We start from the raw sequence: 26,475 nt of genomic DNA, 5'->3' as shown, positions 1-26,475 counted from the left end.
TTGCTGTCCTTTTTTTTAGAAATGCGAGTGTCGTCGTGGCAGGCATGATTACGTTATTGGCCATGGTTGTGGCCATGACGCCTCTAGCTATCGATATGTATCTCCCAGCAATGCCCACCATTGCTCAGGACTTCAATACCCCGTTGGCCGATGTCCAGCGTTCACTAACAACCTTCTTGATCGGCTTTGCTGCTGGTCAGTTGATTCATGGACCGTTATCTGATGGTCTCGGTCGACGCCCGGTGATGTTAGGTGGCTTAGCACTGTTCGTTGTTGCCAGCGTGGCGGCGGCAATCGCTACGACTGTCGAATCCTTTATGATCTGGCGGATTATTCAGGCCTTTGGTGGTGCCGCAGGCGCGGTGGTGATCAATGCCATTATCACCGATAAGTTCGATGGCCCTGCCGCTATCAAGGTGCGTTCGGCAATTTTGTCGGTGATGCTGGTGGCGCCATTGTTAGCGCCCACTGTTGGTTCATTTCTGCTTCGGCTCGGTGATTGGCATGCTATTTACTGGGTGCTGGCGGCCTATGGCGCAATCGCGCTTGTTTGGTCCTGGCATGCTTTTGGTGATTTGGCTCCAGGTACCGGGGAGGCAAATGTATTGGCGTTGTTTCGCCGCTATAAAGTGGTATTGACCGAGCCCAAAGGGTGGCTTTGGTTTATTGGTATGGCTTTCCACTCGTCGACTATGTTTGTCTTCATTGCTGGCTCGCCGTATCTGTACATGGAATATTTTGGTGCTAGCCCTGAACTGTACGGTATTTTGTTTGCCGCCAATGTCGTGGTCATGGCAACTTGCGCCTTCTTCAATGGCCGTCTTGCTGGCCGAGCACAGGCGCGGGTGGTGTTGCGGCGAGCACAAACTGTGCAGTTAATGGCGTTAATCTGCCTTGTCACTCTGGTTGCCTCAGGGCTGGGCCAACTGATGACGATTGTGCCACTAATGGCATTGGCGATTGGGGTCAACAGCTTTGTTTTTCCCAATGCGACTCAGCAAGTGATGGAACTATTTCGCACTAATGCCGGTACTGCTTCGGCGCAGCTTGGTGCGAGCCAGTTCGGTATGGGCGCGCTAGCGAGCGGCTTGGTGACCTTGGGCAATGATCATGGCCCGTTGCCGATGGTAGCGCTGATGGCGACGACCGGTACCTTGGCGTTTGGCTTGATCGGCTTAGCCTGTCGGCAAAAGTAGCTAGCAACTGGTGATGCAGTGGGACGGGTTTGGGTAACAACGTTACTTTTCAAGACGCCGTGAAATCGTCCCTGATGGCTCAGCCGCCGCCTCCATGCGGCGGATGCTTTCGCAGCAAAGTTGTTACCCAAGCCGCAAATGGCTCAGAGTAAACGTGGAAAAGAAGTGGTCGAGTTTGTCGAAAACTTGAGACATGGATAATATGCCGCCACTATTAGCAACTTAATTGTTAGGGTCAGCAACGATCAGCCGACCCTAAGCCCTGACCTCAATTTCAAGGGCTTTTGACTAAAAAGCTCCGAGATTCGGTGCACACGAGGACAACACCGTTATGATCATCAAACCGCGCGTACGTGGCTTTATCTGCATTAACGCACACCCGACTGGCTGTGCTGAAAACGTCAAACAACAAATCGAATACACTCGTCAGCAGCCTGCCATCACCGATGGCCCAAAACGCGTGCTGGTAATTGGCGCATCCACTGGTTACGGCCTTGCGTCTCGGATTACCGCCTCATTTGGTGGTTCTGAAGCAAAAACCGTTGGTGTGTTCTTTGAGAAGCCACCAACAGAGAAGAAGTGTGCATCGGCTGGTTACTACAACTCAGCGGCATTTCATGCCGCTGCCGATGAAGCAGGCATTTATGCTAAAAGCATTAATGGTGATGCATTCTCTGATGCCATTAAGCAACAGACCATTGATCTGATTAAACAAGATTTAGGTCAAGTTGACATGGTGGTGTATTCGTTGGCATCGCCGCGCCGTACCGATCCTGTATCAGGCGAAACCTTCACCTCGGTATTGAAGCCAATTGGCGAGGGTTACACTGCCCGTACGTTGGACACCAGCAAAGAAGTCATTCACGAAGTATCGGTAGAGCCAGCCAATGAGCAAGAGATTGCTGATACCGTGAAGGTTATGGGTGGTGAAGATTGGCAGCGCTGGATTGATATGATGGCCGAAGCAGGCGTGTTGGCTGACAATGCCCGCACTGTTGCGTATAGCTACATCGGTAAAGAGCTAACTTGGCCGATCTACGGCCATGCCACTATTGGCCGCGCCAAAGAGGATTTGGATCGCGCCGTTAGCGAGATGAACAAGCAATATGGCGACAAAGGCATCAAGGCTAATGTTGCTGTACTGAAGGCGCTGGTGACTCAGGCTTCTTCTGCCATTCCAATTATGCCGCTGTATATTTCACTGCTGTACAAAGTGATGAAAGAGCAGGGCACACACGAAGGCTGTATCGAACAAATCAGTGGTTTGTTCGACCAGCTGTATCTGAGCGAAGAAATCCTCGATGAAGCCAACCGTATTCGGGTTGACGGCAAAGAACTGGATGACTCGGTTCAACAGGCAGTAACCGATTTGTGGCCACAAGTTGAAACCGACAACATTTTCGAGCTGACCGATTACGCCGGTTACAAGTCCGACTTCCTGAAGCTGTTTGGTTTTGATTTCGACAATGTCGATTATGAAGCAGATGTTAGTACCTTGGTTGATTTGCCGCTCGAAGGCGAGTAACCGCTACTGACTTAGTCATAAAGCGAGCTTCGGCTCGCTTTTTTGATCTGCAGATAATGATAATCACGTAATTCGCTAAAAAAGCAGTCTCGCTCTAAAATTAAAGTTGTATTTCATTAGTTCCTAATAGATGAGTACGGTATTCGGTGAATTGCGCAACGTTCGACAAAAACGCAGACTATTGGCAACGCTTGAGCCGGCTGGAAGCAGGCCGGGCTGAGGTATTGAAGTTCGCCGCCCAAGGCGAATCCATAGATGTCATTCTTAATTTTCTCTGTGCTAAATCAGAGGAATTTAATCCGGCCATGAAAACCTCTGTGCTGGCCCTTAATGACGATAGTCAAACACTTCATCCACTTGCCTCGGTGTCGTTGCCGAAAGACTATTGCGATGCACTTGAAGGGGTCGCTATTGGTTTGGGGGTTGGCTCTTGTGGTTCGGCGGCTTTCTCTAAAAAGCGTGTGGTGGTCGAGGACATTAATACCCACCCCTACTGGTCGCAATACAAACCACTGGCATTGAAGGCTGGCTTGCAAGCTTGTTGGTCGGAGCCAATCATTGGTTCCGGGGGCAAAGTTTATGGCACCTTTGCGATCTATTACGGTGAGCCACAATCGCCCACCGCTGAAGATATTCAGTTTATCGAAACATCGGCCAATCTAGCCGCGGTTGTGTTTGAAAACTGGAATCATCGACAGCAGTTGCTTGAAGCCAATCGCCAGTTAAGTCAGACCGTTGACGACCGCAACAAAGAACTAGAGCAAGTGAACAGTGAACTGTCTGACTTGGTCCGGCGTCAGCGCGACAATGAAGCTTCGCGGTTGGAAGCTGAAAAGCAGGTCACGGTAAAGACGTTGCTGACCGGTATCGCGCATGAACTCAATACGCCGCTGGGCACTGCCATGACCGCCATCTCGTGTGCCCAAAATGATATTAACGGCTTGTTGAGCGGCATTAGCAACAAGACTTTATCTCAATCTCAAGCCACCGCTTTGCTCGCCAGCCTAGAAGAAAAGTTCAAGCTAACCGAATCCAATCTTTATAAAAGCTCGCAGCTCATTCAGATTTTCAAACAAGTCGATTCGAGCGGTTCTTTCCAGTCCGAAGCGAAGTTCGACATTGGTGAGTTGCTGACCGAATTGAAAACCAGTTATCGCCAGAAAACTGGTTTTAACAACATAGCGATTGAAGTGAATTCAGCGATCCGCTGTCGTTCCCGTTATACCTTGTGGCAAATTCTTAGTGCGCTGGTCGATAACTCTTTGGTGCATGGTTTCAATGGCTCTAATCGGGGCCATATTTCCATCGGCGTGTCAGAGTCCAACTCTCATATTCATATCACCTACCACGATGACGGTATTGGCATCGCGGCAGATGACAAGGAAAAGGTGTTTGAGCCGTTCTACTCGCCTAATAAAACCAAAGGCAAAATGGGGCTTGGGCTTAACATCATCCGCAATATTATTTACAACGCTTACAACGGCTCCATCAAGTTAGTTGATTCGCCTGTCGGTGTGCGCTTTCAAATTGCCTTACCCAAATAAGCAGCCAGTTTAAGCTGACTGCCAGCTGGTGATTTAGTTTTAAGCCGATTTCTTCAAGTGTTTGTGGAGAAATTTGTCGACCGCTTTCAATGTCGCCAGTTTTGACTTTGTTTTGCGCAGGCTATGCCCTTCATCGTCAAGTTCAACAAATTCAAATTCTTTATCGTTGTCTTCCAGCTTGTCGGCCATGTCTTCGGATTGCTCCAGCGGCACCACCTTATCAATTTCACCGTGGATCAGAAGTACAGGGGCCTGAAATGCCTTGGCATGATGGAGTGGTGAAATAGATTCGAGAAAGTCGTCTGACAAATTATTGTTGGCAATTACTTTGCGCCACTAGGTCAGCACCCAACTGTCGGAATTGTGTCTGTCCTCTTCAAACTCCAGCATTTCCGGAATTCCACTGACGCCATTAATAGAGACCACACATTGATACAAGTCCGGGGTAAAGGCGCCGCCAGCTAGCGCAGCATAGCCGCCGTAACTAGCGCCTATAATGCAGATGCGGTCAGGATCCACTTCACCTGCGGCGATATAGTGCTTCACCGCATCAGTGATGTCGTGTTGCATTTTCTTCCCCCATTCACCGTTGCCTGCTGTTCGATGGGCTCGACCAAACCCTCTCGAACCGCGAAATTGAGGCTGAATGACCAAGAAACCTCGGCTAGCGAGATACTGGGCCATCCAATTGAATCTGATTTTGTCATATGACGCAGGGCCGCCATGGGGGTAAACCGCAGTGGGCAGCTTTTTGGCTGGTTGCGGCGAGGTGTTGGGGTAGGTCAAAAGGGTTGGGATGGTCAGGTCATCTCGTGCTTGAAAGGATGTTGCAATCACCGGGTGAACTTGCGAGGGGTGAACATATCGGCGCGCGGTGTCGACGAACGAGAACCCGCCATTCTCATACAGCATGTAATCGCCTGCGCTTCCTTTGCCCTCTACATAAAACAGGATTTTCGACCAGTCAGGAGTATGATCGGAGATGGTAAAAGAATGGCTCGGTGATGATTTTTGAATATCCTGATAGAGCTTATCAATCTTCGGATCAAAGAAGGCATAGCTTGGGTGAAAGCCAGAGAACCTGACTCCGTAGACGACTCGGTTTAGATCGCTCATCACCGCTTCGACATCTGCGTTTTTATTCTGGAACAGAGGCTTAGAAATAGTGCCATCTGTTAGTGACATGGTGAAGTAATTTCGCCGCCCAGATCTGTCGGTTTTGAGCATTACCAAACTGCTGCGATCTGGGGGTAAACCGACGAAGCTGCGCTTCCTGATTTTAGCTTTCTCTTCGAAAATAGTCACCCAGCGGCCATCTTGTCGGGCTTGCACACGATGAATATCATTCTTATTGCTGTAATACTCTTGGGCGATGAGTTCGCCGTTCTCGTCAACGAAGAAATCGGTCGCATCATGGGCTCCGCGCGTCATTTTCCGTGGTTTACTTTTGCGATCAAGGCGAACTGACGTAAGGGTATAGATCGGATCAGCGCCACTATACATGTCACCGATATAGGCAGGCATGAAAATGCGATTTTGTTCAGGCATGATCCCCACGACTTTACCAAGGCCCCCTTGGCCCTTGAAAATGCCGTAGCCGGGGAACAGCAGTTGCCTCACCTTTTGCTCCTGTAAATCATATACCCAGGCCATGGATACATTGTGTTTGCCTGTGAAGCCACCAACAACGGTGTACTCATAGGCTCTTAAAATCAGCCGATTTTTGTCAATAAAGTAGATGTTGCGTGGGTTGATACTTTCGATGTCGATGGCGCCAATCGGTTTTTCTTGGCCGAACTCCTTCACCACTAAGTATTTCTTTTCGCCTCTCGTCAGCCGATAGGCATATCGCTTGCCATCGGGAGAAAGGCGCATCATGCCGATCTCTGCGGGGTTGGCATAAACTTCAAGTGGTAAGGCGGGTTGGGAAGGGGCCGCGTACGCTCCGATGGCGCACAGCAGAGTTAGCAAAGCGAGCAATGCTCGAGTTGGGTGCATAGTTAAATTCATTTAATTAATCAAATTCGGGCAGATAATATCAATATCGATCATTTGCGCAATAAAAGAACAACGAAGTCGACGTTGAAAACGGCAGACTGTGATCTCGCCCGAGGGTCTGCGGATTCGGTATAATCAGCGCGCAAAAAACAATAACAGCAACAACTACCAACCCCTGCTAAGAACTCGAAAGCAGGCTTTCAGGACATATTCACTAGGAGTTTACCGATGAAACACAAGCTTTTTGCATTGGCGTTATCTGCCTGTGCAACCAGCGCTTATGGCGATACGCGAGGGCTAACGGTTGATACCATCGCAACGCTAAACAAGATTCACAGCGTGACGGTTTCGCCAGATGGCAGCCAATTGGTTTATGGCGTTAAGTCGCCAGCAGTTGACGAACAGAAAAAATCAAATGCGCTGTTCCTCCAAGACCTCGACGGCAACGGCGAAGCCCGTCAAATCACCAGTGGTCAAGGCGAGCATAATGTGGTTTGGGCGCCGGACGGCAGTGGCCTCTTGTTCCTCACGTCGCGAAGTGGCTCTTCACAGATCTGGCGGCTTCCGCTTAATGGTGGAGAAGCGCTGCAGGTATCTGATCTGCCACTGGATGTTGAAGGCTTTAAGCTGAGTGCTGACGGTAAAACCTTGGTGTTATCGATGAGTGTTGATGTCGATTGTAAGACGTTGCAATGCTCGGCAGACAAGATCGAGGCGCACCAATCGCAGAAGGCCACTGGTCGGGTCTACGATCAATTAATGGTTCGTCACTGGGATACTTGGTTATCGCCATTTAAGCGCCACCTGTTCACTGCAACAATCGATGGCAAGATGATCGATGATGCCGAACCTTTGATGCAAGGTTGGAATACTGATGCCCCGGCGCGGCCTTTTTCTGGTATGGAAGAAGTGGCTATTACCAATGATGGTAAGGCAGTAATTTTTGCTGCCAAAGCGCCGGGTCCTGATCAGCCTTGGCACACCAACTTTGACTTGTACTACAGCGAGATTGGCAGCGGCAAGATCAGCAACCTCACCACAGAAAACAAGGCTTGGGACAGTCATCCGACACTGTCGCCGGATGGCAAAACGCTTGCCTATCTAGCGATGAACAAGCCAGGTTTTGAAGCGGACCGTTTTGGTATCGTTTTGCGCGATCTGAAGACCGGACAATCAAAACAAATTGCCACTGATTGGGACCGCTCAACCGGCTCACTCATTTTCAGTGCTGATAGTAGCAAGCTCTATGTAACTGCTCAGGATGTTGGCCAGCGCAGTATCTTTGTGGTTGATGTCAATAGCGACAAAGTCACGCGTTTATTCAGTGACGGTTACGCCGGTGATTTGAACGTAGCTGGTGACCGCTTGGTGTTCAGTCGTCATGCGCTGAATGCGCCAAAAGATATATACGCATTGGATCTGAGCAGCGGCAAAACAGCAGCTTTAACTGCGGTCAATAAAGCACGTCTGGCAGACGTACAGTTCGGCGAATTTGAGCAATTCAAATTCAGCGGCTGGAATGATGAAACCGTCTATGGTTACTGGCTAAAGCCGGTCAATTATAAAGCTGGTAAAAAGTACCCAGTGGCATTTTTGATCCACGGCGGTCCACAAGGTTCATTTGGCAATATGTTCCACTTCCGCTGGAATGCCCAGCTATGGGCTGCCCAAGGTTACGGTGTGGTGATGATCGACTTCCATGGCTCAACTGGATATGGCCAGCAGTTTACCAACTCGATCTCGCGAGACTGGGGAGGCAAACCGCTGATCGATTTGCAAAAAGGTTTTGCTGCGGTGGCGAAGCAGCAACCTTGGTTGGATCAGAGCAATGCGTGCGCCTTGGGAGCATCCTACGGCGGATACATGATCAACTGGATAGCAGGCAACTGGAATGACGGTTTTAAATGCTTGATTAACCATGCGGGCTTATACGACTTACCCGGGTTCTATGCCACCACCGAAGAATTATGGTTTCCAGAGCATGAATGGGGCGGGCCGCAATGGCAGGGCGCCGATGACTACGTCAAGTTCAATCCAGCTAACTATGTCGACAACTGGAAAACGCCGATGTTAGTCATTCATGGCGAAAAAGACTTCCGAGTGCCTTACGATCAGGGCATTGCCGCATTCACAGCATTGCAGCGTCGGGGGATTCCAAGTCGCCTTATCATGTACCCGGATGAAAATCATTGGATTTTGAACATGGATAACCTTAAACAGTGGTATGCCGAGGTGTTCCGCTGGATGGATGATTGGACTAGCAAGTAGTCGCGATCATGGCAAATACTGCCGCTGAAACTGGCACCAATAAGCCAGAATTAGCGGCAGATCTCGATAAGTTAGCAGCAGCTAACATTCCAGTTGACATTATCCCTCAACGAGGCAAGGATATGGTTGCGCTTGACTAGAATATGACGACTGCCAAGAACATGGCGGTTGCGATAACAATTTTCCAGTGAGGAATTCATGGTTTTTGGGGTACGCTCGGGCTTTGCTTTGAAAGAGCGTCGAAAAAGTGCTGCTGTTCCGGAGCAGCATTCAAAAAAATTACGCCAATTTCAGATGGATCGCGTCAGTGACTTAATTCACATGGGCGCTAGCTTATTGTTTGTGCGCAATGCTGAAATGGCGCCGCTAGCTGTTTTAGAACATGGCCATACGTTATTAACGGTTGATCACCATGGCCTAATTCAAAGCGATCCTGATCTCCGCGTCCGCTGATCTGCTGCGCACTTCAGCTGTTCTTTTTTAGCCTCAGATTGAACTGGTCAGACCATTCGTCTATCTTAACCTTCAGTGGATACTACCAATCCAACTCAGCATTAGCCGTTGTTTCATGGAGTAGCGATGACACCACTGATCCTTCATTCAGAGAGCCGTCAACAGGGGGCAACCCCGCTGGTGCTGTCACCCGCTAATGGCTTTCCACCGATGGTATATCAACCGCTGCTTCGGCAACTCAGCGGTAACTTGGAACTCTGGTTAACCGAACACCGGCCGTTGTGGCGCGGCCAGCAAAAGCCGCCTGCGCGATTGCATTGGCAAACATTTGCTTCCGATTTGATCGCCCAGATTGAAGCTCAGCAGTTGCCGCCGGTGGTGTTGTTGGGTCATTCACTTGGCGCTGTAGTGGGAATGATGGCGGCGCAACGGCGGCCGGAGCTATTCCGACAACTGATTTTGGTCGATCCGGTGATGTTTCCGTCGCACAAAGCACACTTCCTACGTTGGCTTCCTTGGTCCATGAAGCGGCGGATTCCGATGATTAAGAAAACCCTAGGTCGGCCAGAGGCGTTCTCCGACCGACAAGCGGCATTTCGTTTTCATCGCCGTGCCGCAGCGTTTCGAAACCTGTCAGATGATGCACTCCATGCCTACATTGAGCATGGTTTTGAAACCATAGGTGACGAGCTCCGGTTGCGGTTTGGTAAGGCTTGGGAAGCGGCGATTTATGGCTCGTTGCCTAACATATGGACCACCTTACGGAAGTTGCAAGTACCTACCACTGCTATTCGCGCGGAATTGTCGAATACTTTAGCAGCGCCTCAATGGCGTCATTGGCAGCAAATTCAGCCTGCCCATGAGTTTATCGAACTGGAAGGAAGTGAGCATTTATTGCCGTTAACAGAGCCAAATCGACTAGCCAGTGTGATCAATCCAATCATCGCCAATTTGCAGCAATAATCGTCGCCATAGGACTGCTGTCAGACCCTAGTTGCTGGTGGTAAAGAAATGGAAAATTTGTTCGATTAATGGGGTTCGAACTGCATCGATTTCGAGTAACGGCTCATGGCGGCAATGTTCCAGTTGCAGCCACTGTTGAGTTATCGAACTCGACGCCAATCGCTGTCGCAGTTTGTGTTGGCCGGTTGCCGTCACTACCCGCTCGTCGTCGGCAAGGGCCACTAGCATTGGCTGATCGATTTTATCCACTTCGCTGAACACGGTTGCGATTAAAGCCAGCGCCGCGCGCAACCAGCCAGACGTTGGTCCGCCCAGTTGCAGTTTAGGCTGCTGCTCATACATTTGGCGAAATGCATTATATCGGACCAGACTTGAGGTCAGTGGGTTGTTGCGAAAACCTCCGTCGTGATACTCGCGGCGGCCTGGTGATATGTACTCTGGGGGCTGGCGATGTTTACGCCAAGCGATGCGCTCTGTCGTCGTTCGCCACCACAAATATACTCGCATTAACATGGCAGGCATCGGCAGTGGTAGCGACAGCATTGGCGCCATTAGCGCAACTCGAGCAAACAACCCCGGTTCCATTTGGCAAGCGCGTAAACCAATTGTCGCGCCCATTGAGTGAGCGATCAGATAGCAAGGTTGATGATTGAATTGAACTCGTTTGGCTAATTGTAGTAAGTCTTTGGCGGCGTATTCAAAGTCGTCCATATGGCCCAGCTGACGATTGGGGAAAAAACGCTCTGATAAGCCTTGTCCGCGGTGATCGATTACCGCGACTTGAAAGCCGCGCTGATAAAAGTCTCTTGCTAGTTCACGATACTTGAAAGCCGCTTCCGCACGGCCAGGGGCAACGACAATGGTGGGTTTATTGGCTTGCGGGTAAAAAACATAATGCAGCCGCATACCACGACAGCCCGTCATGATGTGTTGCTGTTCGTGGCGCTCGACAAATTGCGTCAGCTTGACCTGACGTTGGGGATCATCTTCCGTTAATGGCTCCGCATGGTTCACGATGATGTCGATGTTTCTGCTTGTTTTGCTTCGCTGGTTGAGTGGCTCATCATTGCATTCATGAGCTTCATCAGGGCGTTAGGATCGCGCATTTGCCATAATCGAGCCCAAGTTTTATTGCGCTCTTTAAAGTAATCGGTTAACTCCTCAACGCTGCAACCTTCTGGTGACGGCAGAGTTTTCAATACCTGCACATAATTTTGGCCAGTTTGCGCCTGAGTTTGAATGATTGCTGGCAGGCGCTCAATCAGGTGCTCTAAGACCTGAGAGGTTCGCTGTTGGATAGCGCCTTGTTTGGCGTTCACTTGTCTCAACATTTGCTCTTGCAACTGATGAGTCGTGTGGGTCAGCGTTTGGCGGGTTAGCTGCAGCTGCTGGTTAGCGCTTCTGAGCAACTTGTCGCCTTTGGCTATTTTCTTGAGCAGTGATAACCGCTCGACGAATAGCAGAAGGTTAACCAATAAACTAGCGACGAGAATTACAATTAGGTACATCATAGAGCGAACAAACAATTGGAAAAGCCAGTCGGTATATTGGCTAACCGCAAGGGCGAAGTAAAGAGATGGTTACGCTGTTTTACATCATCGCAACCATCTGCAATTGCATTGTGCCAACTGCGGTTAAAGCTGGCTTAATAGCGACTGAGGTAGGGCAAGAGCGTCGTTACTATTGATACCAATGCCCTTGCCTTTAATTGCCTGAGCAATTTGTTGGGCTTCCTCAAGTGAATGCATGTCGTAAGTACCGCATTGATATTCATTGAGTTCAGGGATTTCATTTTGGTTAGAGACAGCCAATACATCTTCCATTGATGCTAACCAAGCGTCAGCAACTTGTTGCTCAGTCGGTGTTCCTATCAGGCTCATGTAAAAGCCGGTACGGCAACCCATCGGTGAAATATCAATAATTTCAACTTGATCAGAATTGAGATGGTTGCGCATAAAGCCGGCAAACAAGTGCTCAAGGGTGTGGATTCCACGCTCAGACAAAATTTCAGCATTTGGTACGCAAAAGCGCAGATCGAATACTGTAATGGTGTCTTGCTTTGGCGTTTGCATGGTTTTGGCGACGCGGACAGCAGGGGCTGTCATCTTGGTGTGGTCAACCGTAAAACTATCGAGCAGAGGCATAGTAAAAACTCTTTAGGTGGAAAAGTATCAATGCTGCCCAGTTTAGCAAGTTCAATGGAGAATATCCCACTACCGTCTGTGCGGGCTATTTGGCAGCAACGTCTTGGTGAATAATAACGTCTGCTAGCTCAAATAGATCAGCGACATCGCGCTCGACTTGATCACAAATGGTGTGTGCTTGAGTCAACGATAACGAACCGTCGAGTTCAAGATGGAGCTGAACGAAGCGAGTACCGGCAGATTGTCGGGTGCGCAGATCGTGGTAGCCGCGCACCTCAGGGTGTTCAAGGACTTTGTCGATAATCAACTGGCGCTCATCAGGCGATAGCTCATGGTCCATCAAATGGGAAAACGCATGGCGAATGATGGCCACCACACTAAACAGCATGTAACAGGCAATCGCCAATGCAAACCAAGCATCAGCCGCTTGCCAACCATACCAAGTCAATGCCAATGAGCTGAATACTGCGAGATTCATTAGGATATCGGATTGGTAATGGAGGCGGTCGGCGCGGATCGCTGTGCTATCAGTTTTAGCAATGGCAACGGTTTGAAATGCAACCAAAGCCACGGTTAATAGCATGGCAATAGCCATTGCCGTCAGACCTATCGGGAGGTTTTTGACAATTGTCGGGTTGAGCATTCGATCAATGCCATGCATTGCCAACAGTAGCGCTGAACCGGCAATAAAACCGCTTTGTGCGAGGGCTGCAATGGCTTCTACTTTGCCATGTCCGAAACGATGATTGGCATCAGGAGGCTTGGTCGCCCAGCGAATGGCGGCATAATTAACCGCTGATGCGAGGGCATCGATAAGCGAATCGAGAAGCGAGGCAAGTAGGGCGGCGGAGCCGGTGTAAAGCCAGCAAACCCCTTTGATGATGACCAGAATGATGGCGACGACGATAGCCGCAGTGCTGGCTCTTTTAACCCATGTAGCGTAATGGTTGGCTGGCATGATAACTCAGGCAGCAGTCACAAGTGTGCCACATGCTGCCTGAATATTTCTCTCAGCTCAATGAGTTGAGGCAATGTTTGGCTAATTAGCTGTTAGAAGCCACTGCCGCCCAAGTTTTGGCCTTGCTTGCCTTTTTTACCTTTTTTGTCGCCACGCTTTTTTTGTTGTTCCATCAGTTCGATGAATTGAGTTTGCTGTTGCGGCGTCAGCACCTGCATGATGGCATGGTGAGCGCGCATTTTCTCAATACTACGTGCTTTTTGTTGCGCATTGCGCTCATCGATCAAACGAGCAGCTTCGTCTTGGTCAAAGGTTGGGTTAGTCATTAGAGCTTTCATCGCTGCTTTGTGAGCGTCGCGAGTTGCCGAGTTGGTCTCTTTTTGAGCTTGGCCAACTTCGCGTTGCTCGCTGCGTAGTTCTTTAATCTGAGTTTTTTGCTCTTCTGTTAAATCTAGTTGGCGGAAGATTTTGCCCATCGGCATTTGGCCTTTGGCAAACGCTGGAGCAGCGATACCAAGCGTACAACATAAGGCCATGACAAGTGCTTTAGCTTTCATTTTGTTAATCCTTCAGGTTGGGTAGCTCAAAGATCTGTTACGTTCAATTCAGTTTTAGTCGTTGGGGGAACAACGATGATTGAAGTCTAAGGGAAGCAATGCAAAGCAACGTCAAGGCAACGTAAAGATTCGTAAAATTGAATCGAGTCGCTAGAGTTGCCTGGCTGCGGCAAGTAATCTTGAGCAGTACGGTAACAATCGAGGAAATCATGAATCGGGTACTACTGATTGACGATGATACTGAATTGGCCAGTTTACTGACTGAGCTGCTGCAATATGAAGGCTATCAGATTGATGCAGTTCATGATGGCCAGACGGGGTTGCAGAAGGGGCTTGAGGGCCAGCATGAATTGATATTGTTGGATGTCATGCTGCCACAACTCAATGGCTTTGAAGTCCTTAAGCAATTACGTCAACAGTCGACCGTGCCGGTGATCATGCTAACAGCACGGGGTGAACCCGCTGATCGTGTACTTGGCTTGGAACACGGCGCTGATGATTACTTACCAAAGCCGTTCACAGAGGCTGAATTAGTAGCGCGCATGAAAGCTGTGTTACGGCGCTATCAACCAGCGCAAGATCTAGGTGACGGTCTATTGTCCGCTGGTGTGTCGGTCAATATCGCCAAGCAAACTGCCCATTGGCAGCACCAAGATTTGAGTATGACCAGCGCCGAATTGGCGATTTTAGCATGCTTGATGGAAAACCCCGGACAACCAGTGGATAAAGAAACCTTGAGTTTGAGAGCGCTTGGACGTCGGATGATGCCGTTTGATCGGAGCATTGATATGCATGTTAGCCATGTCCGCAAGAAGCTGGCTGAGTACTTAGATGAAGTGCCTATCAAAACTCTCCGTGGTCGAGGATATAGTTGGTCTGCAGAAGTGGTGCGGAGCAGTTAATGTCGTTATCAATACGGATTTTCATCTGGCTATGGGTTGCGCTACTAGCGGTGGCTGCGCTAATGCTAGCGTGGCCTATGTTAGTGCCGGTTGGTCCTCAGCAACTCGATCCACGGTTGGCAGAATACAGTGAGCGACAGGTCAGCAAAGTTGATCGTATGTTATCTCGGGGGAAAAAGGGCAAGTGGTTGAAGCACCGTCAAGTCATGCCCGATGGCGCGATGTTGTGGCTCTATGATTCCGAGCAAAGTCAGTTCATCACGGAAAAAATTCCTCCTCAGTTCATCGAGCAAGTTCAGCCGTTACTCGATCTCGAGCAGCCACTGCTCAACAAAATGGGCCCTCATTGGATTGTTGGTCCGCTCAAGGTTAGTTATTCCGATCATCAATATTTGGTGTTCTTAGGCCTCCCCGAGCGGATTAGCCGTGGCGTTTGGTTGCGCAATATGTTGCGCCAAAGTCCGCTGCTGCTCACTTGCGTGGCTTTGTTGTTGGGCGGATTGGCCTACTTGGTTGCGCGGCAAATCGTTAAACCTCTTGCTGAGCTCAGGGGCACTGCGAATTTAATTGCCGCTGGTGACTTTAACGCACCCGTGGCGGAGTCGGTCCGCAAGCGCAAAGATGAAATTGGTTCGCTGGCGCGATCGGTTAGTTCCATGGCAACCACTATCGATGATGCTCTGGCCGCTCATAAACGCTTATTGAGTGATGTTTCCCACGAACTGCGTTCGCCTCTGACTCGATTGAGTTTGGCTAATTCACTGCTGGTCAAGCGATTGGGCAATAACAACGAAAGTGACCGCATTCGCCATGAGAGTGAAGTACTGAACGACATGATTGAACAGCTTCTGAGCCTGTCTCGGATGCAACTGATGCCAGAGCATGACAAGCAGGCATTAGAATTCAACTCTGTGCTCCACCATTGTGTCGACAATTTGCGTTTCACTCACCCTGAACTGAAGATTTCATTGACCATCGAGCCAGCTGAAGCCGCAGCCATCAGCATGACCGGCAATGGCGATTTGTTGAAGCGGGCTATTGGCAACGTACTGGAGAATGCCAGTCGCTATGCCGACTCAATGCTGCAAATTAAGCTGACAGCCACTGACCAACAGTTAGTGCTGACCATTGAGGATGATGGCTGCGGTGTCCCTGAGGGAGAGCATAGCAAGTTGTTTGAGCCTTTCTATCGGCCCGAGTTTGCTCGTCAACGTGAGCGCGGTGGCGCAGGCTTAGGGCTTGCCATTGTTGCGCAAGCGATGCGTTTCCATCACGGTGATGTCCGAGCGGAAGCGGCAGAGTTAGGGGGGCTGAGAATTGTATTACGCTTTCCTAGGATGGCGATCGATGACTGATGGGCTCGATGGCTGATGAGGCCGAGCGACGCGGAGCGACAGTGTGCATGGCAGGTGAAGTAGAGTCGAGGCCATAGAGCGCGTACAATGGCGCGATTGCATTATTGGCCAGAGCTCGACATGTTTCATATTGCCCTACACGAACCTCAGATTGCGCCCAATACCGGAAACATTATCCGGCTCGCCGCTAACTGTGGCGCCCAACTTCATTTAATTGAGCCATTTGGCTTTGATCTCGAAGAGAAAAAGTTGCGCCGCGCTGGGTTGGATTATCATGATCTAGCGAGAGTGAGTCGTTACCCAAACTTTGACACATTTGCTGAAGCAATGGCTGGGCGGCGGATGTTTGCACTGACCACAAAAGGCAGCCGCCCTCACACTGAGCCGACTTATCAAGCCGATGATGTGTTGCTATTTGGCTCTGAAACCACTGGCTTACCGGATTCCATTCGCAATGGCTTTTCGCCAGATCATCGCATCCGCATTCCAATGATGGCTGATGCCCGAAGCTTGAACTTGTCTAATGCGGTGGCAATTGTCAGCTATGAAGCCTGGCGCCAAATGGATTTTGCTGGCGCGGTCAGCCAATAATTTAGTGACTAGGTTATAAAACCAAGTAGATCAATAAGCTATGCTCATGTCGAGGTCACATAATTGGCATTTGTTGGTGGATTTGTGATTCATTGGCGATTTACTAGTCAGACCAATCCGCAGATAATGGTTCGATAGTCAAAACAAGGGACTTGTAGTGTCACCATGGAACCGCTTGTGAGCGAATCTTCAGTCACTGAATCGGCAACATTTAAGCGCTTGAGACAACGTTGGCAGCAGTGCCAGCAAGGCGTAGCCAATGTGTCCTTTGTCCGAGGTGACCGTCGCGAACCGAGCTGCCGAATGATGGATCATTGGGCTGCTAGTGAGGGCTTAACAGCATTTCGCTGGCGCTTGTACGAACGTGATACCAGTCACCCGTTTAGTCCACTGCTGCCGCTCATTGCACAGGTTATCCGGCAACGTCAAATATCGCCCGAGCAGCTGCTTGACGGCATTGCTGTGCGTAACCAATACCGCGCCATGTTGCTGCGCTATTTCGCTGGTAAGTCTCCCTCTAGAATTGAGCTGCCACTGCCGGGAGAACTGGTCTATGAGCGCAATTTTGCCGCCGATTTAATTGTTTCCATGTTGCGTTGGCTTGCTCAACAAACGCCGTTGTGCCTGCTGGTTAGCGATTTCCAGTTCGCTGGACCTTCGACGTTACAGGTGGTGAGACGACTTGCAGACATCCAATCAGCCCACTTCATGTTGGTCATGTCGCTTGATCCAGAGTACATCCATGCTGATGAACGAATTCAGGACTATTGGCACGGATTTGTTGAGTGGCTAGATGGTGAACAAGGCTTTCTCGACGTTCATGAGCATGAAGTGACGGGAGCAAGCCAGGTTTGGCCTGAAAGCCCGTTTATAATGGCTAAAGATCCGCGAGCCATGTTGCGCGATTGCGAGGCGCTGTTGGCACTCATGTGCTTGCCCGAAGCGAGTTATGCTGCGGAGCAAACCGAGCGTAATTTTGTCGTCAAAGGGTTAAGTCACGACACCAGTTCGCGCTTGCACCTGCAGGCTTTCAAAGGCCATTGTTTGCTGTACTTGGGGGAGTTGGATGAAGCGTTCGATGCTCTCGATAGCATCTTGGAGCAAGCGCAGTTAGGCTCTGACCGCCGTGCATTGGCACGCGCCTATCGACACCTTTGCTGGGCATACATATACAAATCGGATTTAACTCAAGCACTTAGTTGTGGCCGCCAGGCAGTGAATTATGCCTCAGGTTTGGCTGACGAGCGCGAGCGCGCCAACTGCTTGTTTAACTACTTTGTCGCTTGTAATCGCGCCAACGCAGGTTTTGGTTTGGAACGCATTGCCGAGCTACTGCAGTTGTTGCAGCAATTAGAGATGCACAATGGCCAAATTTATGTGTGTCGGAATATTTTTGGTCAACTTGAACATTCATCAAAACTCAGTGAAACGCAGGCCCTAGAGGCCGCCAAAGAAGCGATCCGAATAGCGAGGACAACCGATCAGCGAGCGGGGTTGGCTGCGGCCTATCATTCGCGTGCTGTGGTGTTGGAGTCGATGCGGCGGATTCATCCAGCAAAACGTTGCTTCGCCATTAGTGAGCGACTCCGTAATCAATTACAAGACCCGGTAGAGATAGCCAGAGTGCGCAATGGGTTTGGCTATTTCTATTGTCAGCAAGAGCAATTCTTAGATGCGTATGACTATTTCAATGGTGCTTTGAAGCAAGTCATTAAGGCCAATGATGTTGGTGAGACCATTGCCACCATGTACAACTTGGCATGGCTTTATTTAATGGTCCGTAATTACCGCCACAGCGCCACCATCTTAGAAAAATTACGTCGTTTGATGGTAAGCCAGCATTCAAGTTACTTTGCCTATCGCAATCTGCATGATGTCCATTTGATTCAGGGGGTCGTGCTAGTCTTGAGTGGCGAATCGCTGAGGGCGCAGCAATGCTTGGAACGCAGCAAGCGCCTGTCGATTCCGATGTCGCAGTCCGCCAGTTTACTGTTGCCGATTTTGCAGTTGCTGTTAGGCGAGAGTGGTGGTCCAAGCAAACTTGATCGCGACAGCACCATCAGCAATATTGACCAGCGCCTTGCTACAAGTGTCCGATTACGCAATCAATTTCAGTTGTTGTGGTTAGAGGTGCAGGTCCGTTGTGCCCCGTCTCAAGAAGCTGCGATCGCGGCGCTTGAACAAGCCGATGCCATCAAATCACGGACGCCGGCAGGCTGGCAGGCATGTCGCCAATGGCTATTGGGCAATGAGGCTGTGCTGGTTAACTTGCCGCTACCGACGTTGGAGCTTGACCACCTGTTTTTACTCGCGCAGCAAGAGGCGCGATTAAACCAGTTATGGAAGCGAATGCGAGAGGTGCGCTTGATTAGCGCCCTGCAAGCAATTGGCTCGGATTGCTCTAGCGAATCGATGATTGCTCGAGAAACCGTCCGTTTACTCTGTGGCCATTATGATTTCCAAGTAGCGATGGTAGTGAACTGTCAAACGGAAAAAGCTGAAGTCATGGCTGTTCACGTTGACGGCCAAGTGCAAAATTTCCCAGTCGATGAACTGGCAGAGGACGTTCGTGATTATCGCAATCAGCAGTTGCTATTGAATCGCAGCTGGTTGTTCCGTGGTGGCAGCCAACGCTTGAGCTCGGTTTGTGTTTTGCCGCTACGAGATGGCAACCTACGTTGTTGTCAGCTAGTGCTGATTAATATCGATCAACCATACTCTCCCAGCAAGCATGATCAAGAAGTGCTATCGCTAATCGGCAACCAGCTTGCCAGCCAGTTGCTGGCGGTGCGGCAGCAAAACAAGTTGATTGAGTTAAGTTCGATCGACACCTTGACGGGTTTGGCCAACAGACAAGCGTTGCAAAGCACCATTCAAGATGAGATCAACAGGGTTCGCCGCTACTCCGGAAAAACTGGCTACATGTCGCTTGCCTTTATGGATCTGGATAACTTTAAGTACTACAACGATACCTTCGGTCATGATGCCGGTGATTTGTTGCTGCAGTGGTTTGCCGATTTGTTATTGGAGCAGTTAAGGGACGTTGATGTGGCTGGCCGTTGGGGCGGTGATGAGTTTATCGTATTCATGCCAGAAACAGGAGCCGAGCAGGCCCAGTTTGTCGGTGAACGGATTCTGCAGGCGCTCGTTAGTAAACGAGGTTTCACGGAGCCACTGAGCAAAGCGCTAAAGCGTCCGGTGGTTATTCCTCAGGAGAAATGGTTGAGTTGTTCAGTGGGGGTGACGCAGACGGATTATCGCTTGCATGCGCCCAATGCGGCGAGCATGCTGACCGAAGCGGACAAGGCTCTTTATCAGGCTAAAGGTAATGGTAAAGGGCAGGTGATTCGCTTTCAGAGCAACGAAACACCTGCTCAGTAAACACGCCCTAGCTGGCTTTCCCTTCGCTGGTCTGCTCGCGTGCTAACAAGTCAACCGCGGCAAGTTGAGCGGGCTTACCTTGATAGAGCACCTGATAAACCTGATCAACGATCGGCATTTCAATATCGAGGCGCTGAGATAAACGGTATACCTCATTGGTGTTGCGGTAGCCTTCTACTACTTGGCCAATCTCTTCAGCAGCTTGTTCAACGGTTTTACCTTGCCCTAATGCCAGACCAAAGCGGCGGTTGCGAGACTGGTTGTCGGTGCAAGTCAGCACCAAATCGCCAAGGCCAGACATACCCATAAAGGTTTCTGGTTTAGCGCCTAACGCAACGCCGAGCCGGGTTAGTTCCGCTAAGCCTCGAGTGATCAGTGCGGTACGCGCATTGGCTCCAAAGCCCATGCCATCAGCCAAGCCTGCGCCAATAGCAATAACGTTTTTAACCGCGCCGCCGAGCTGAAGACCGATGAAATCATCGTTGCGATAGACCCGAAAACGCTTGGCGCAGTGAAGTAAATCAGCGAGATCGGTGTCAAGCTGATCATCTTCACCGGCAACGGCAATTGCTGTTGGTAATCCCTTGGCAATTTCCATTGCAAAGGTAGGCCCTGAAACGACGGCTAGCGGGATGTCACCACCCAACTGCTCTTTGGCCACATCGCCAAGCAGTCGACCGGTTTCGGCTTCTAAACCTTTGGTTGCCCATGCCACCCGGGCACCTTCTTGGAGGTGTGGTTGGATACGCTTCAATACTTCAGCAAACGCGAAGCTAGGTACCACCACGAGAATGGTATTGCAGGCACTTGCTGCCTCGGCAATGTCATTGGTGACAGCGAGGGTGTCTGGAAACTCAACGCCGGGCAAAAACTCTTTGTTTTCGCGATCGGCTTGTAAGCGTTCAACGTGATCGGCTTCATGCCCCCAAAGCAGGGTTTGATGGCCATTGCGGGCGATCAATAAAGCCAGAGCGGTGCCGTATGAGCCCGCTCCTAATACAGTAATTGCTGGCGTTGGCATCGTGATTATGCGTCGCTACCGCTGGCGGCAGCAGCAGCTGCTTGAGCTTCTTGCTGGCGCTTTTGAACATAAGAAGCAAATAGCGCATCAAAGTTTACTGGCGCTAGGTTCAACTGCGGGAAGGTACCGCGAGTAACCAAGTTCGTCACTGCTTCACGAGCGTATGGGAACAAGATATTCGGGCAGAAAGAGCCCAACATGTGCGCCAGTTGTGCTTCGTTCACTTCACCAATACCGAAGATACCGGCTTGTTGTACTTCACACAGGAAAGCTACTTCGTCGCCAACGTTAGTGGTCACAGTCAGGGACAATACAACTTCATAGGCATCGTCAGTTAGTTTGCGGCTCTTGGTATCCAGATCCAATTTAACTTCAGGCTTCCACTCTTTTTGGAACACATCTGGCGCATTTGGCGATTCGAATGAAATATCTTTGATATACAAACGTTGAATGGCGAATTGTGGCGCTTCTGGCGCTGCGGTGCCGTTTGCTTGTACTTCTTCTGACATGGTTTTATACCTTATTCTGGCGTTGGCCTTTGGCCAACGAATCAAATTAAAAAATCTGTTATTTGCTGGCAACTGGTAAATTAGCCTGGCGCCATTCATTCATGCCGCCGCGCAGGCTGTAGATGTTTTCCAGTCCCAATTGTTTCAGCGTTGCGCAGGCTTTGTTTGCAGTCATGCCTGCTTCACACACAACTATAATGGGTTTGCCTGCCAGCTTTTCAAGCTCTGAACGATTGCTTTCTGTGATCTTGGACGCAGTGATGTTCTTTGCTCCAGCAATATGGCCCTTACGGAAACTATCGACAGCACGGATATCAACCACGGTGGCGTTGTCGCGATTGACCAACATGGTCAGCTCATGTGGAGAAACCAAGTCATAGCCACGAAAACGGCCGCCAATAAAGCTGTAAATCAACATACCGGCCAAAATGATCCAAGCTCCGCTCAATAGTGGATTGGCTGATACGAATTCAATTAGTTGATCCATCGTGTCTCTCTTCGTGAGGGTGAAAACTTATTTCGCCGAACGCTACGGTAGGCCGCGAAAATTGCCAACGGATTATACATAGAATATCGAATCGGGAGCACCCGTTTGTATGGCGCATTTTTCAACTCGTTGCCTTAAGCTGATTTGTGTCATAATAACGGCCAACAAAAGGAAGCAAAATTCGACGCCATGTGTTTGCCACCGAAACATCTGGCAGCAGTTTTAATTCATTGAAGGTACAAGAGAAACGCTAGCATGAGTGATCAAAAGAAAACGCTGGCCCTAATCATCCTTGATGGTTGGGGTTATCGCGAGGATGACACCAGTAACGCCATTCACCACGCCAACACGCCAAATTTAGACAAATTGGCTGCCCACTACGCCAGTGGTCTGATTTCTGGTTCAGGGTTAGATGTGGGTTTGCCTGACGGTCAAATGGGTAACTCGGAAGTAGGCCACATCAACATCGGCTCTGGCCGCGTGGTTTATCAGGAACTAACGCGGATTGCCAAAGCAATTAAAGAACGTACGTTCTTCGAAAACGCTGCGCTAGCTGGCGCGGTCGATAAAGCCGTGGCTGGCGGCAAGGCTGTTCACATTATGGGCTTGATGTCTCCGGGTGGCGTTCACAGCCACGAAGACCACATCATGGCCATGGTTGAACTGGCTGCAGAGCGTGGCGCCGAGCAAATTTATCTGCACGCTTTCTTAGATGGCCGTGATACGCCACCGCGCAGTGCTCAAGCAACATTGGAACGCTTTGCTGCTAAGTTCGAGGAACTAGGCAAAGGTCGTATCGCATCATTGTGTGGCCGCTTCTATGCCATGGACCGTGATAAGCGTTGGGAGCGCGTGCAGTCGTGCTACGAATTGCTAACTGAGGCGAAAACAGATTACACCTACCCAACAGCAGTTGAAGGTCTGCTGGCGGCGTACGAGCGTGACGAGAATGATGAATTTGTTGCGCCAAGCGTGATCAAAGCAGATGGCGAAGCTGACGCAGCTATTAACGATGGCGATGCGGTTGTATTTATGAACTTCCGTGCCGACCGTGCCCGTGAAATCACGCGCGCATTTGTCGATCAGCCGTTTGATGGCTTTGAGCGTGCAAAAGTGCCTGCACTGAGCGATTTTGTCATGCTGACCGAGTATGCCGCAGACATTGACACTACCGTCGCATTCCCACCAGAAAAATTGACCAACGTATTGGGTCAATGGCTGGCTGACAATGGTCGCACCCAGCTGCGTATCTCTGAGACGGAGAAGTACGCTCACGTGACGTTCTTCTTCAACGGCGGTAAAGAAGACCCGTTTGAAGGTGAAGATCGCATTCTGATCCCATCGCCAAAAGTTGCGACTTACGACTTGCAGCCAGAAATGAGCTCTGAAGATCTCACCAATCAATTTGTTGAAGCGATTAAGAGCAACAAGTACGACGTCATTATTTGTAATTACCCGAATGGTGACATGGTTGGCCACACCGGTAGCTTTGATGCTGCAGTGAAAGCCTGTGAAGCTGTTGACCACTGTATCGGCCGTGTTGTTGACGCGTTGGACGAAGTTGGTGGTGAGTGTCTGATCACCGCAGACCATGGCAATGCTGAAAAAATGCGTGATGAAAGTACCGGTCAAGCGCATACCGCTCATACCAGCGAGCCGGTTCCTTTGATTTACTTCGGTCGTGAGGCTGAGTTGGTTGAGGGTGGCAAGCTGAGCGATCTGGCGCCAACTATGCTCAACCTACTCGGTATGGAAACGCCGCCGGAAATGACCGGCAAGGTTCTTGTCAATCTGAAGTAAGGTTTAACGCAGTTGTCGTTATTTTCTTCTCGTTATCAGGCCAGCATTGTTGCTGGCCTGCTGTTATTGGTGGGCGATATTGCCTACGCCGCGCCTGAGCAGCCGCAAGGCAGTCAGCTCAAAGAAGTGCAGCAAGAGCTTGAGAAGCGAAAAACCAGCCTTAGTAAACAACAGCAAGCGCAAAAACGAGCTCAAGCCGAATTACGTTCGGTTGAATTAGATGTTGCTGCTCAAGCGAAAGAGCTGCACCAAACTCGAAGCCGAATTAAAGATAATCAAGCCCAGCAACGCGATCTCCAAGCGAAACGCAGTAAATTGGAACAGACACGAGCGGCACAGCAAGAAGTGTTAGCAGCACAGCTTGAGAGTCATTTTTTGGCCGGTCGTCATGACTATCTGACCATGCTGATGAATCAGCAAGACCCTGCCACTATTGAACGAACACTGACCTACTTTGAATACCTAAACAATGCCAGAGCTGATGCTCTTGAAGCGATTCGCCAGACTGAGCAGCGGCTCGAACAAGTTGATCAGAACTTGCTAGCCAATGCGCGTCAATTGGAAGAATTGTTGGGTCAACAATCCGCCGAGCAGCAACTGCTCAAAGCCCAAGAGACGCGGCAACAGCAAGCCATTCGCTCGCTGAATCGACAAATTAGCTCAGAGCAAGAACGTATAGAACAATTACAAGCAAGCGAGCAGGAGTTGCGTCGGTTGCTGGACGAGTCGGCCAAGACTCGCAGCTTGGTGAAACTGAGTGGCCTAAAGAAAGGCGCATTGCGGTGGCCAACCAAGGGCAGACTAAAGCACAAGTACAATAGCCGCCGACATGGCCAAATACGTTGGAAAGGCGTGCTGATCGACAGCCCTGTGGGTGATGACGTGAGAGCGATTGCCAATGGCAAAGTGTTATTTGCCGATTGGGTTAAAGGCATGGGCCTAGTGATGATTTTAGATCATGGTAAAGGCTACATGAGCTTGTATGGCCATGCCCAAACGCTGTTGCTTCAAGCTGGAGACGAGGTTCGTTCTGGCGATACCATCGCTCTAGTCGGCCAGAGTGGTGGACAAACCAGTGCTGGACTGTACTTTGAAATGCGTCATCAAGGCACGCCAATGAATCCAGCTTCTTGGTGTAAATAACTGATTTATAACAGCTAAAAACTTTTATTTTACAATTTTGATTTTCATCAAAGTCAAGTGCGGTTGTCTATTTTTCCGTATTAATTTTACTGGTATTCAAGCTCGTTTTGTGAGTTAATTCACATCCCCGAGTAATGCTGTCCCAGAACATTTTACTCTTAACCAAATGCCAGAGGTTATCCATGCTTGAATCGCGCAACATGACAGATGAGCAAACCCAATCGCCGACCAACACATTGGGAGATATGCTCACGATGATTGCAGCATTAGATCAGGACAACCAGCAAGGGTCAGCTGAAGACCCAGATGAAAGCATCAAGCTTGCATAAAAAAACGCCGCTTAAAGCGGCGTTTTTTTATGCTCGTTAGCAATGTTATTGATTAGCTGCAGAGGCGACTTGCTCTAAGTTACATGGAATTTCCAGTTGCTCTAGCTTTTGTTGCCAATCACTCAATAACTCAGTCATATGCTCAGCAATGATATTCATTTCTTCTGCTGACAAATCAGTTGTATTCCACTGACCCAAACTATGGCAACTGCCAGTCAGTAATTCCACCTGCTGCAATTCACTTTCCGGCATGGCGTAAACCGCGTGCCAGCCGAAGTAGATTCGATCGACAGGTTCGGCATTGGGGTTGCGACAACCAAGCATGGCTTCCAACGTTACTGTACGTTGCTTGTCGTCTGTTGCCATCAAGAAGCAGGCAAAGTCCTTGGCTGCTAATTTGACAACTTTTCTCCAAAGAGTATGAGACATGTAAAATCCGTCCGTTGGTTTGCTTCTAGGAACGTCTGAACCTCATGTTAACAATGCTAACCTGCTCATACAATGCGCGATTTCTCAAAAACCTAGGGTTGGGTTGCTTGCTCCAGCTCGATTAAGTGATCGAACGCATACTGGTTGCTATTACCGCAGGTATCCTGTTGCGCTTTAAAGTCGTGACAAAACTGAGGGCGGTTTGATTGACCAAATAGCTTGCAGCGATTGAAATCATCCAATTGAACGCAGCGCACACCAGCAGGCTTTCCGTTTGGCATTCCTGGGATCGGAGAGTTAATCGAGGGTACAATACAGCAAGCGCCGCAGCCGGCGCGGCATGAAAAATTTGTTTTAGCCATTCATTGAGCTTTTGTTGTCACAATTGTTTTAGAGAGTCGTCATGCGTTTAACCGTGTTGCCATTGCAACAAATCACTCCCGCGCTTTGTCAGGATTTGGCAAAACTACCTTTGCCTGACGGGGTCAATGATATCGAATCTTGGTTGCAACAGCAGCAATCAGAAATTTGGTTGGCCACCTTTAATGCCAAAACTATTGGCTTGTTGCTGCTGTCTGTGAGTGAATCGCTGTTGAAAATTGACTGGCTGGTCGTTCGAGAAGCCACTCGTAGACGAGGAGTGGGTCGCTATTTACTGGAACAGGCAGTTGCAGCGCACGACGGTGTAGCAACTGTGGTGGAGGCGAAAGAGGGTGACATTCCCCAGTTACAACAATATGGCTTTCTAACGGCGCTTGGTTTTACCGATCAAGGCGGTGGCCGTTGGGGCAAAAAGTGACAGGAATTGGTCTCTGATGTGCCGTCCTAAAATAAGTTGACGGTTTTTGATTAAGCCAGCGTTCCTCCAACGCTGGCTTTTTTGTGCACTTCTTCTGGCGTTTTCATGCCAAGGCTCAAGTGC

25 protein-coding genes and 1 pseudogene are annotated in these 26,475 nt (G+C 49.8%); 15 read left to right on the top strand and 11 right to left on the bottom strand.

Features of this window, described 5'->3' with window-relative positions; all coding sequences use genetic code 11:
* Positions 1-44: 44 nt before the first annotated feature.
* The 3 genes from CBE68_RS17360 to CBE68_RS17350 all read left to right on the top strand — a co-directional run bounded on the left by CBE68_RS17360 (position 45) and on the right by CBE68_RS17350 (position 4,265).
* A complete protein-coding gene (locus CBE68_RS17360; protein ID WP_229744801.1) occupies positions 45-1,196 on the top strand; it encodes a multidrug effflux MFS transporter in 1,152 nt (383 codons plus the stop codon).
* Between the two features lie 331 nt (positions 1,197-1,527).
* The gene (gene fabV / locus CBE68_RS17355; RefSeq protein ID WP_087507467.1) at positions 1,528-2,721 is read left to right on the top strand and encodes an enoyl-ACP reductase FabV; all 1,194 of its coding nucleotides are present in this window, start codon (positions 1,528-1,530) and stop codon (positions 2,719-2,721) included.
* A 146-nt stretch (positions 2,722-2,867) separates the two neighbouring features.
* Positions 2,868-4,265 carry a GAF domain-containing sensor histidine kinase gene (locus CBE68_RS17350; protein ID WP_087507466.1) on the top strand — a complete coding sequence of 466 codons (1,398 nt, stop codon included), beginning with the start codon at positions 2,868-2,870 and terminating at the stop codon, positions 4,263-4,265.
* Between the two features lie 39 nt (positions 4,266-4,304).
* Here the strand turns inward: CBE68_RS17350 and CBE68_RS19095 are convergent.
* Positions 4,305-5,696 (bottom strand): annotated as a pseudogene (locus CBE68_RS19095) (alpha/beta hydrolase family protein).
* 795 nt (positions 5,697-6,491) lie between these two features.
* Here CBE68_RS19095 and CBE68_RS17335 point away from each other — a divergent pair.
* From CBE68_RS17335 to CBE68_RS17325, 4 genes are all read left to right on the top strand, one after another.
* Positions 6,492-8,531, top strand: coding sequence for a S9 family peptidase (locus CBE68_RS17335; protein ID WP_087507463.1), 2,040 nt, complete (start codon positions 6,492-6,494; stop codon positions 8,529-8,531).
* Between the two features lie 8 nt (positions 8,532-8,539).
* Positions 8,540-8,671 carry a hypothetical protein gene (locus tag CBE68_RS19035; RefSeq protein WP_268234496.1) on the top strand — a complete coding sequence of 44 codons (132 nt, stop codon included), beginning with the start codon at positions 8,540-8,542 and terminating at the stop codon, positions 8,669-8,671.
* Positions 8,672-8,729: 58 nt separating this feature from the next.
* Positions 8,730-8,984: a hypothetical protein gene (locus tag CBE68_RS17330; RefSeq protein ID WP_087507462.1), complete on the top strand. Its 255-nt coding sequence runs from the start codon at positions 8,730-8,732 to the stop codon at positions 8,982-8,984.
* A gap of 126 nt (positions 8,985-9,110) precedes the next feature.
* Positions 9,111-9,947: an alpha/beta fold hydrolase gene (locus CBE68_RS17325; RefSeq protein ID WP_087507461.1), complete on the top strand. Its 837-nt coding sequence runs from the start codon at positions 9,111-9,113 to the stop codon at positions 9,945-9,947.
* Positions 9,948-9,974: 27 nt separating this feature from the next.
* Here CBE68_RS17325 and CBE68_RS17320 read toward each other — a convergent pair whose 3' ends face one another.
* The 5 genes from CBE68_RS17320 to CBE68_RS17300 all read right to left on the bottom strand — a co-directional run bounded on the left by CBE68_RS17320 (position 9,975) and on the right by CBE68_RS17300 (position 13,606).
* A complete protein-coding gene (locus CBE68_RS17320; RefSeq protein ID WP_087507460.1) occupies positions 9,975-10,961 on the bottom strand; it encodes an alpha/beta fold hydrolase in 987 nt (328 codons plus the stop codon).
* Positions 10,958-11,458: a hypothetical protein gene (locus tag CBE68_RS17315; RefSeq protein WP_143824613.1), complete on the bottom strand. Its 501-nt coding sequence runs from the start codon at positions 11,456-11,458 to the stop codon at positions 10,958-10,960. Before CBE68_RS17315 ends, CBE68_RS17320 begins: the two co-directional genes overlap by 4 nt.
* Before the next feature lie 123 nt (positions 11,459-11,581).
* Positions 11,582-12,091: an S-ribosylhomocysteine lyase gene (gene luxS / locus CBE68_RS17310; protein ID WP_087507458.1), complete on the bottom strand. Its 510-nt coding sequence runs from the start codon at positions 12,089-12,091 to the stop codon at positions 11,582-11,584.
* A gap of 85 nt (positions 12,092-12,176) precedes the next feature.
* Complete coding sequence (locus CBE68_RS17305; RefSeq protein WP_087507457.1) at positions 12,177-13,049, bottom strand: cation diffusion facilitator family transporter; 873 nt, start codon at positions 13,047-13,049, stop codon at positions 12,177-12,179.
* A 92-nt stretch (positions 13,050-13,141) separates the two neighbouring features.
* The gene (locus CBE68_RS17300) at positions 13,142-13,606 is read right to left on the bottom strand and encodes a Spy/CpxP family protein refolding chaperone (RefSeq protein ID WP_087507456.1); all 465 of its coding nucleotides are present in this window, start codon (positions 13,604-13,606) and stop codon (positions 13,142-13,144) included.
* Positions 13,607-13,815: 209 nt separating this feature from the next.
* Here CBE68_RS17300 and CBE68_RS17295 point away from each other — a divergent pair, with 209 nt between their 5' ends.
* From CBE68_RS17295 to CBE68_RS17280, 4 genes are all read left to right on the top strand, one after another.
* Positions 13,816-14,508, top strand: coding sequence for a response regulator (locus tag CBE68_RS17295; RefSeq protein ID WP_087507455.1), 693 nt, complete (start codon positions 13,816-13,818; stop codon positions 14,506-14,508).
* Positions 14,508-15,863 (top strand): ATP-binding protein, encoded by a 1,356-nt coding sequence (locus CBE68_RS17290; RefSeq protein ID WP_087507454.1) that lies wholly within the window; start codon positions 14,508-14,510, stop codon positions 15,861-15,863. Before CBE68_RS17295 ends, CBE68_RS17290 begins: the two co-directional genes overlap by 1 nt.
* A gap of 120 nt (positions 15,864-15,983) precedes the next feature.
* Complete coding sequence (locus CBE68_RS17285) at positions 15,984-16,454, top strand: tRNA (cytidine(34)-2'-O)-methyltransferase (RefSeq protein WP_087507480.1); 471 nt, start codon at positions 15,984-15,986, stop codon at positions 16,452-16,454.
* A 177-nt stretch (positions 16,455-16,631) separates the two neighbouring features.
* Positions 16,632-19,835 carry a tetratricopeptide repeat-containing diguanylate cyclase gene (locus CBE68_RS17280; protein WP_158100658.1) on the top strand — a complete coding sequence of 1,068 codons (3,204 nt, stop codon included), beginning with the start codon at positions 16,632-16,634 and terminating at the stop codon, positions 19,833-19,835.
* Between the two features lie 7 nt (positions 19,836-19,842).
* Here CBE68_RS17280 and gpsA read toward each other — a convergent pair whose 3' ends face one another.
* Genes gpsA through CBE68_RS17265 form a run of 3 tightly spaced genes read right to left on the bottom strand, consistent with a single transcriptional unit; the run spans position 19,843 to position 21,852 of the window.
* The gene (gene gpsA, locus CBE68_RS17275) at positions 19,843-20,856 is read right to left on the bottom strand and encodes an NAD(P)H-dependent glycerol-3-phosphate dehydrogenase (protein WP_087507452.1); all 1,014 of its coding nucleotides are present in this window, start codon (positions 20,854-20,856) and stop codon (positions 19,843-19,845) included.
* A 5-nt stretch (positions 20,857-20,861) separates the two neighbouring features.
* On the bottom strand, positions 20,862-21,365 hold the full coding sequence (gene secB, locus CBE68_RS17270; RefSeq protein ID WP_087507451.1) for a protein-export chaperone SecB: 504 nt from the start codon (positions 21,363-21,365) through the stop codon (positions 20,862-20,864).
* Between the two features lie 58 nt (positions 21,366-21,423).
* Complete coding sequence (locus CBE68_RS17265) at positions 21,424-21,852, bottom strand: rhodanese-like domain-containing protein (RefSeq protein WP_087507450.1); 429 nt, start codon at positions 21,850-21,852, stop codon at positions 21,424-21,426.
* A gap of 255 nt (positions 21,853-22,107) precedes the next feature.
* Between CBE68_RS17265 and gpmM the strand changes: the two genes are divergently transcribed.
* The 3 genes from gpmM to CBE68_RS18805 all read left to right on the top strand — a co-directional run bounded on the left by gpmM (position 22,108) and on the right by CBE68_RS18805 (position 25,124).
* Positions 22,108-23,652 carry a 2,3-bisphosphoglycerate-independent phosphoglycerate mutase gene (gene gpmM, locus CBE68_RS17260; protein ID WP_087507449.1) on the top strand — a complete coding sequence of 515 codons (1,545 nt, stop codon included), beginning with the start codon at positions 22,108-22,110 and terminating at the stop codon, positions 23,650-23,652.
* 12 nt (positions 23,653-23,664) lie between these two features.
* Positions 23,665-24,795, top strand: coding sequence for a murein hydrolase activator EnvC family protein (locus CBE68_RS17255; RefSeq protein ID WP_087507448.1), 1,131 nt, complete (start codon positions 23,665-23,667; stop codon positions 24,793-24,795).
* Positions 24,796-24,977: 182 nt separating this feature from the next.
* Positions 24,978-25,124: a hypothetical protein gene (locus tag CBE68_RS18805; protein WP_158100657.1), complete on the top strand. Its 147-nt coding sequence runs from the start codon at positions 24,978-24,980 to the stop codon at positions 25,122-25,124.
* Positions 25,125-25,169: 45 nt separating this feature from the next.
* Here the strand turns inward: CBE68_RS18805 and CBE68_RS17250 are convergent, their stop codons facing one another.
* Both CBE68_RS17250 and CBE68_RS17245 read right to left on the bottom strand, forming a co-directional pair.
* Positions 25,170-25,553, bottom strand: a complete 384-nt coding sequence (locus CBE68_RS17250) for a hypothetical protein (protein WP_143824612.1) — start codon at positions 25,551-25,553, stop codon at positions 25,170-25,172.
* A 92-nt stretch (positions 25,554-25,645) separates the two neighbouring features.
* Complete coding sequence (locus CBE68_RS17245) at positions 25,646-25,915, bottom strand: YkgJ family cysteine cluster protein (RefSeq protein ID WP_087507446.1); 270 nt, start codon at positions 25,913-25,915, stop codon at positions 25,646-25,648.
* A gap of 41 nt (positions 25,916-25,956) precedes the next feature.
* Between CBE68_RS17245 and panM the strand changes: the two genes are divergently transcribed.
* Positions 25,957-26,352, top strand: coding sequence for an aspartate 1-decarboxylase autocleavage activator PanM (panM, locus tag CBE68_RS17240; RefSeq protein WP_087507445.1), 396 nt, complete (start codon positions 25,957-25,959; stop codon positions 26,350-26,352).
* The last annotated feature ends 123 nt before the right edge of the window (positions 26,353-26,475 follow it).

Source organism: Neiella marina (genome assembly GCF_002165625.1).
Classification (GTDB): Bacteria; Pseudomonadota; Gammaproteobacteria; order Enterobacterales; family Neiellaceae; genus Neiella; species Neiella marina.
This window is presented reverse-complemented; position numbering and strand designations above follow the sequence as displayed.

Bases quoted from the DNA above. Each gene is read 5' to 3' on its own strand.
- gpsA (WP_087507452.1), bottom strand. From the start codon at position 20,856: ATGCCAACGCCAGCAATTACTGTATTAGGAGCGGGCTCATACGGCACC.
- CBE68_RS19035 (WP_268234496.1), top strand. From the start codon at position 8,540: ATGGCAAATACTGCCGCTGAAACTGGCACCAATAAGCCAGAATTAGCG.
- CBE68_RS17295 (WP_087507455.1), top strand. From the start codon at position 13,816: ATGAATCGGGTACTACTGATTGACGATGATACTGAATTGGCCAGTTTA.
- CBE68_RS17325 (WP_087507461.1), top strand. From the start codon at position 9,111: ATGACACCACTGATCCTTCATTCAGAGAGCCGTCAACAGGGGGCAACC.
- CBE68_RS17360 (WP_229744801.1), top strand. From the start codon at position 45: ATGATTACGTTATTGGCCATGGTTGTGGCCATGACGCCTCTAGCTATC.
- CBE68_RS17245 (WP_087507446.1), bottom strand. From the start codon at position 25,915: ATGGCTAAAACAAATTTTTCATGCCGCGCCGGCTGCGGCGCTTGCTGT.
- CBE68_RS17250 (WP_143824612.1), bottom strand. From the start codon at position 25,553: ATGTCTCATACTCTTTGGAGAAAAGTTGTCAAATTAGCAGCCAAGGAC.
- secB (WP_087507451.1), bottom strand. From the start codon at position 21,365: ATGTCAGAAGAAGTACAAGCAAACGGCACCGCAGCGCCAGAAGCGCCA.
- CBE68_RS17285 (WP_087507480.1), top strand. From the start codon at position 15,984: ATGTTTCATATTGCCCTACACGAACCTCAGATTGCGCCCAATACCGGA.
- CBE68_RS17315 (WP_143824613.1), bottom strand. From the start codon at position 11,458: ATGATGTACCTAATTGTAATTCTCGTCGCTAGTTTATTGGTTAACCTT.
- CBE68_RS17330 (WP_087507462.1), top strand. From the start codon at position 8,730: ATGGTTTTTGGGGTACGCTCGGGCTTTGCTTTGAAAGAGCGTCGAAAA.
- CBE68_RS18805 (WP_158100657.1), top strand. From the start codon at position 24,978: ATGCTTGAATCGCGCAACATGACAGATGAGCAAACCCAATCGCCGACC.
- gpmM (WP_087507449.1), top strand. From the start codon at position 22,108: ATGAGTGATCAAAAGAAAACGCTGGCCCTAATCATCCTTGATGGTTGG.
- CBE68_RS17265 (WP_087507450.1), bottom strand. From the start codon at position 21,852: ATGGATCAACTAATTGAATTCGTATCAGCCAATCCACTATTGAGCGGA.
- CBE68_RS17290 (WP_087507454.1), top strand. From the start codon at position 14,508: ATGTCGTTATCAATACGGATTTTCATCTGGCTATGGGTTGCGCTACTA.
- panM (WP_087507445.1), top strand. From the start codon at position 25,957: ATGCGTTTAACCGTGTTGCCATTGCAACAAATCACTCCCGCGCTTTGT.
- fabV (WP_087507467.1), top strand. From the start codon at position 1,528: ATGATCATCAAACCGCGCGTACGTGGCTTTATCTGCATTAACGCACAC.
- CBE68_RS17335 (WP_087507463.1), top strand. From the start codon at position 6,492: ATGAAACACAAGCTTTTTGCATTGGCGTTATCTGCCTGTGCAACCAGC.
- luxS (WP_087507458.1), bottom strand. From the start codon at position 12,091: ATGCCTCTGCTCGATAGTTTTACGGTTGACCACACCAAGATGACAGCC.
- CBE68_RS17300 (WP_087507456.1), bottom strand. From the start codon at position 13,606: ATGAAAGCTAAAGCACTTGTCATGGCCTTATGTTGTACGCTTGGTATC.
- CBE68_RS17305 (WP_087507457.1), bottom strand. From the start codon at position 13,049: ATGCCAGCCAACCATTACGCTACATGGGTTAAAAGAGCCAGCACTGCG.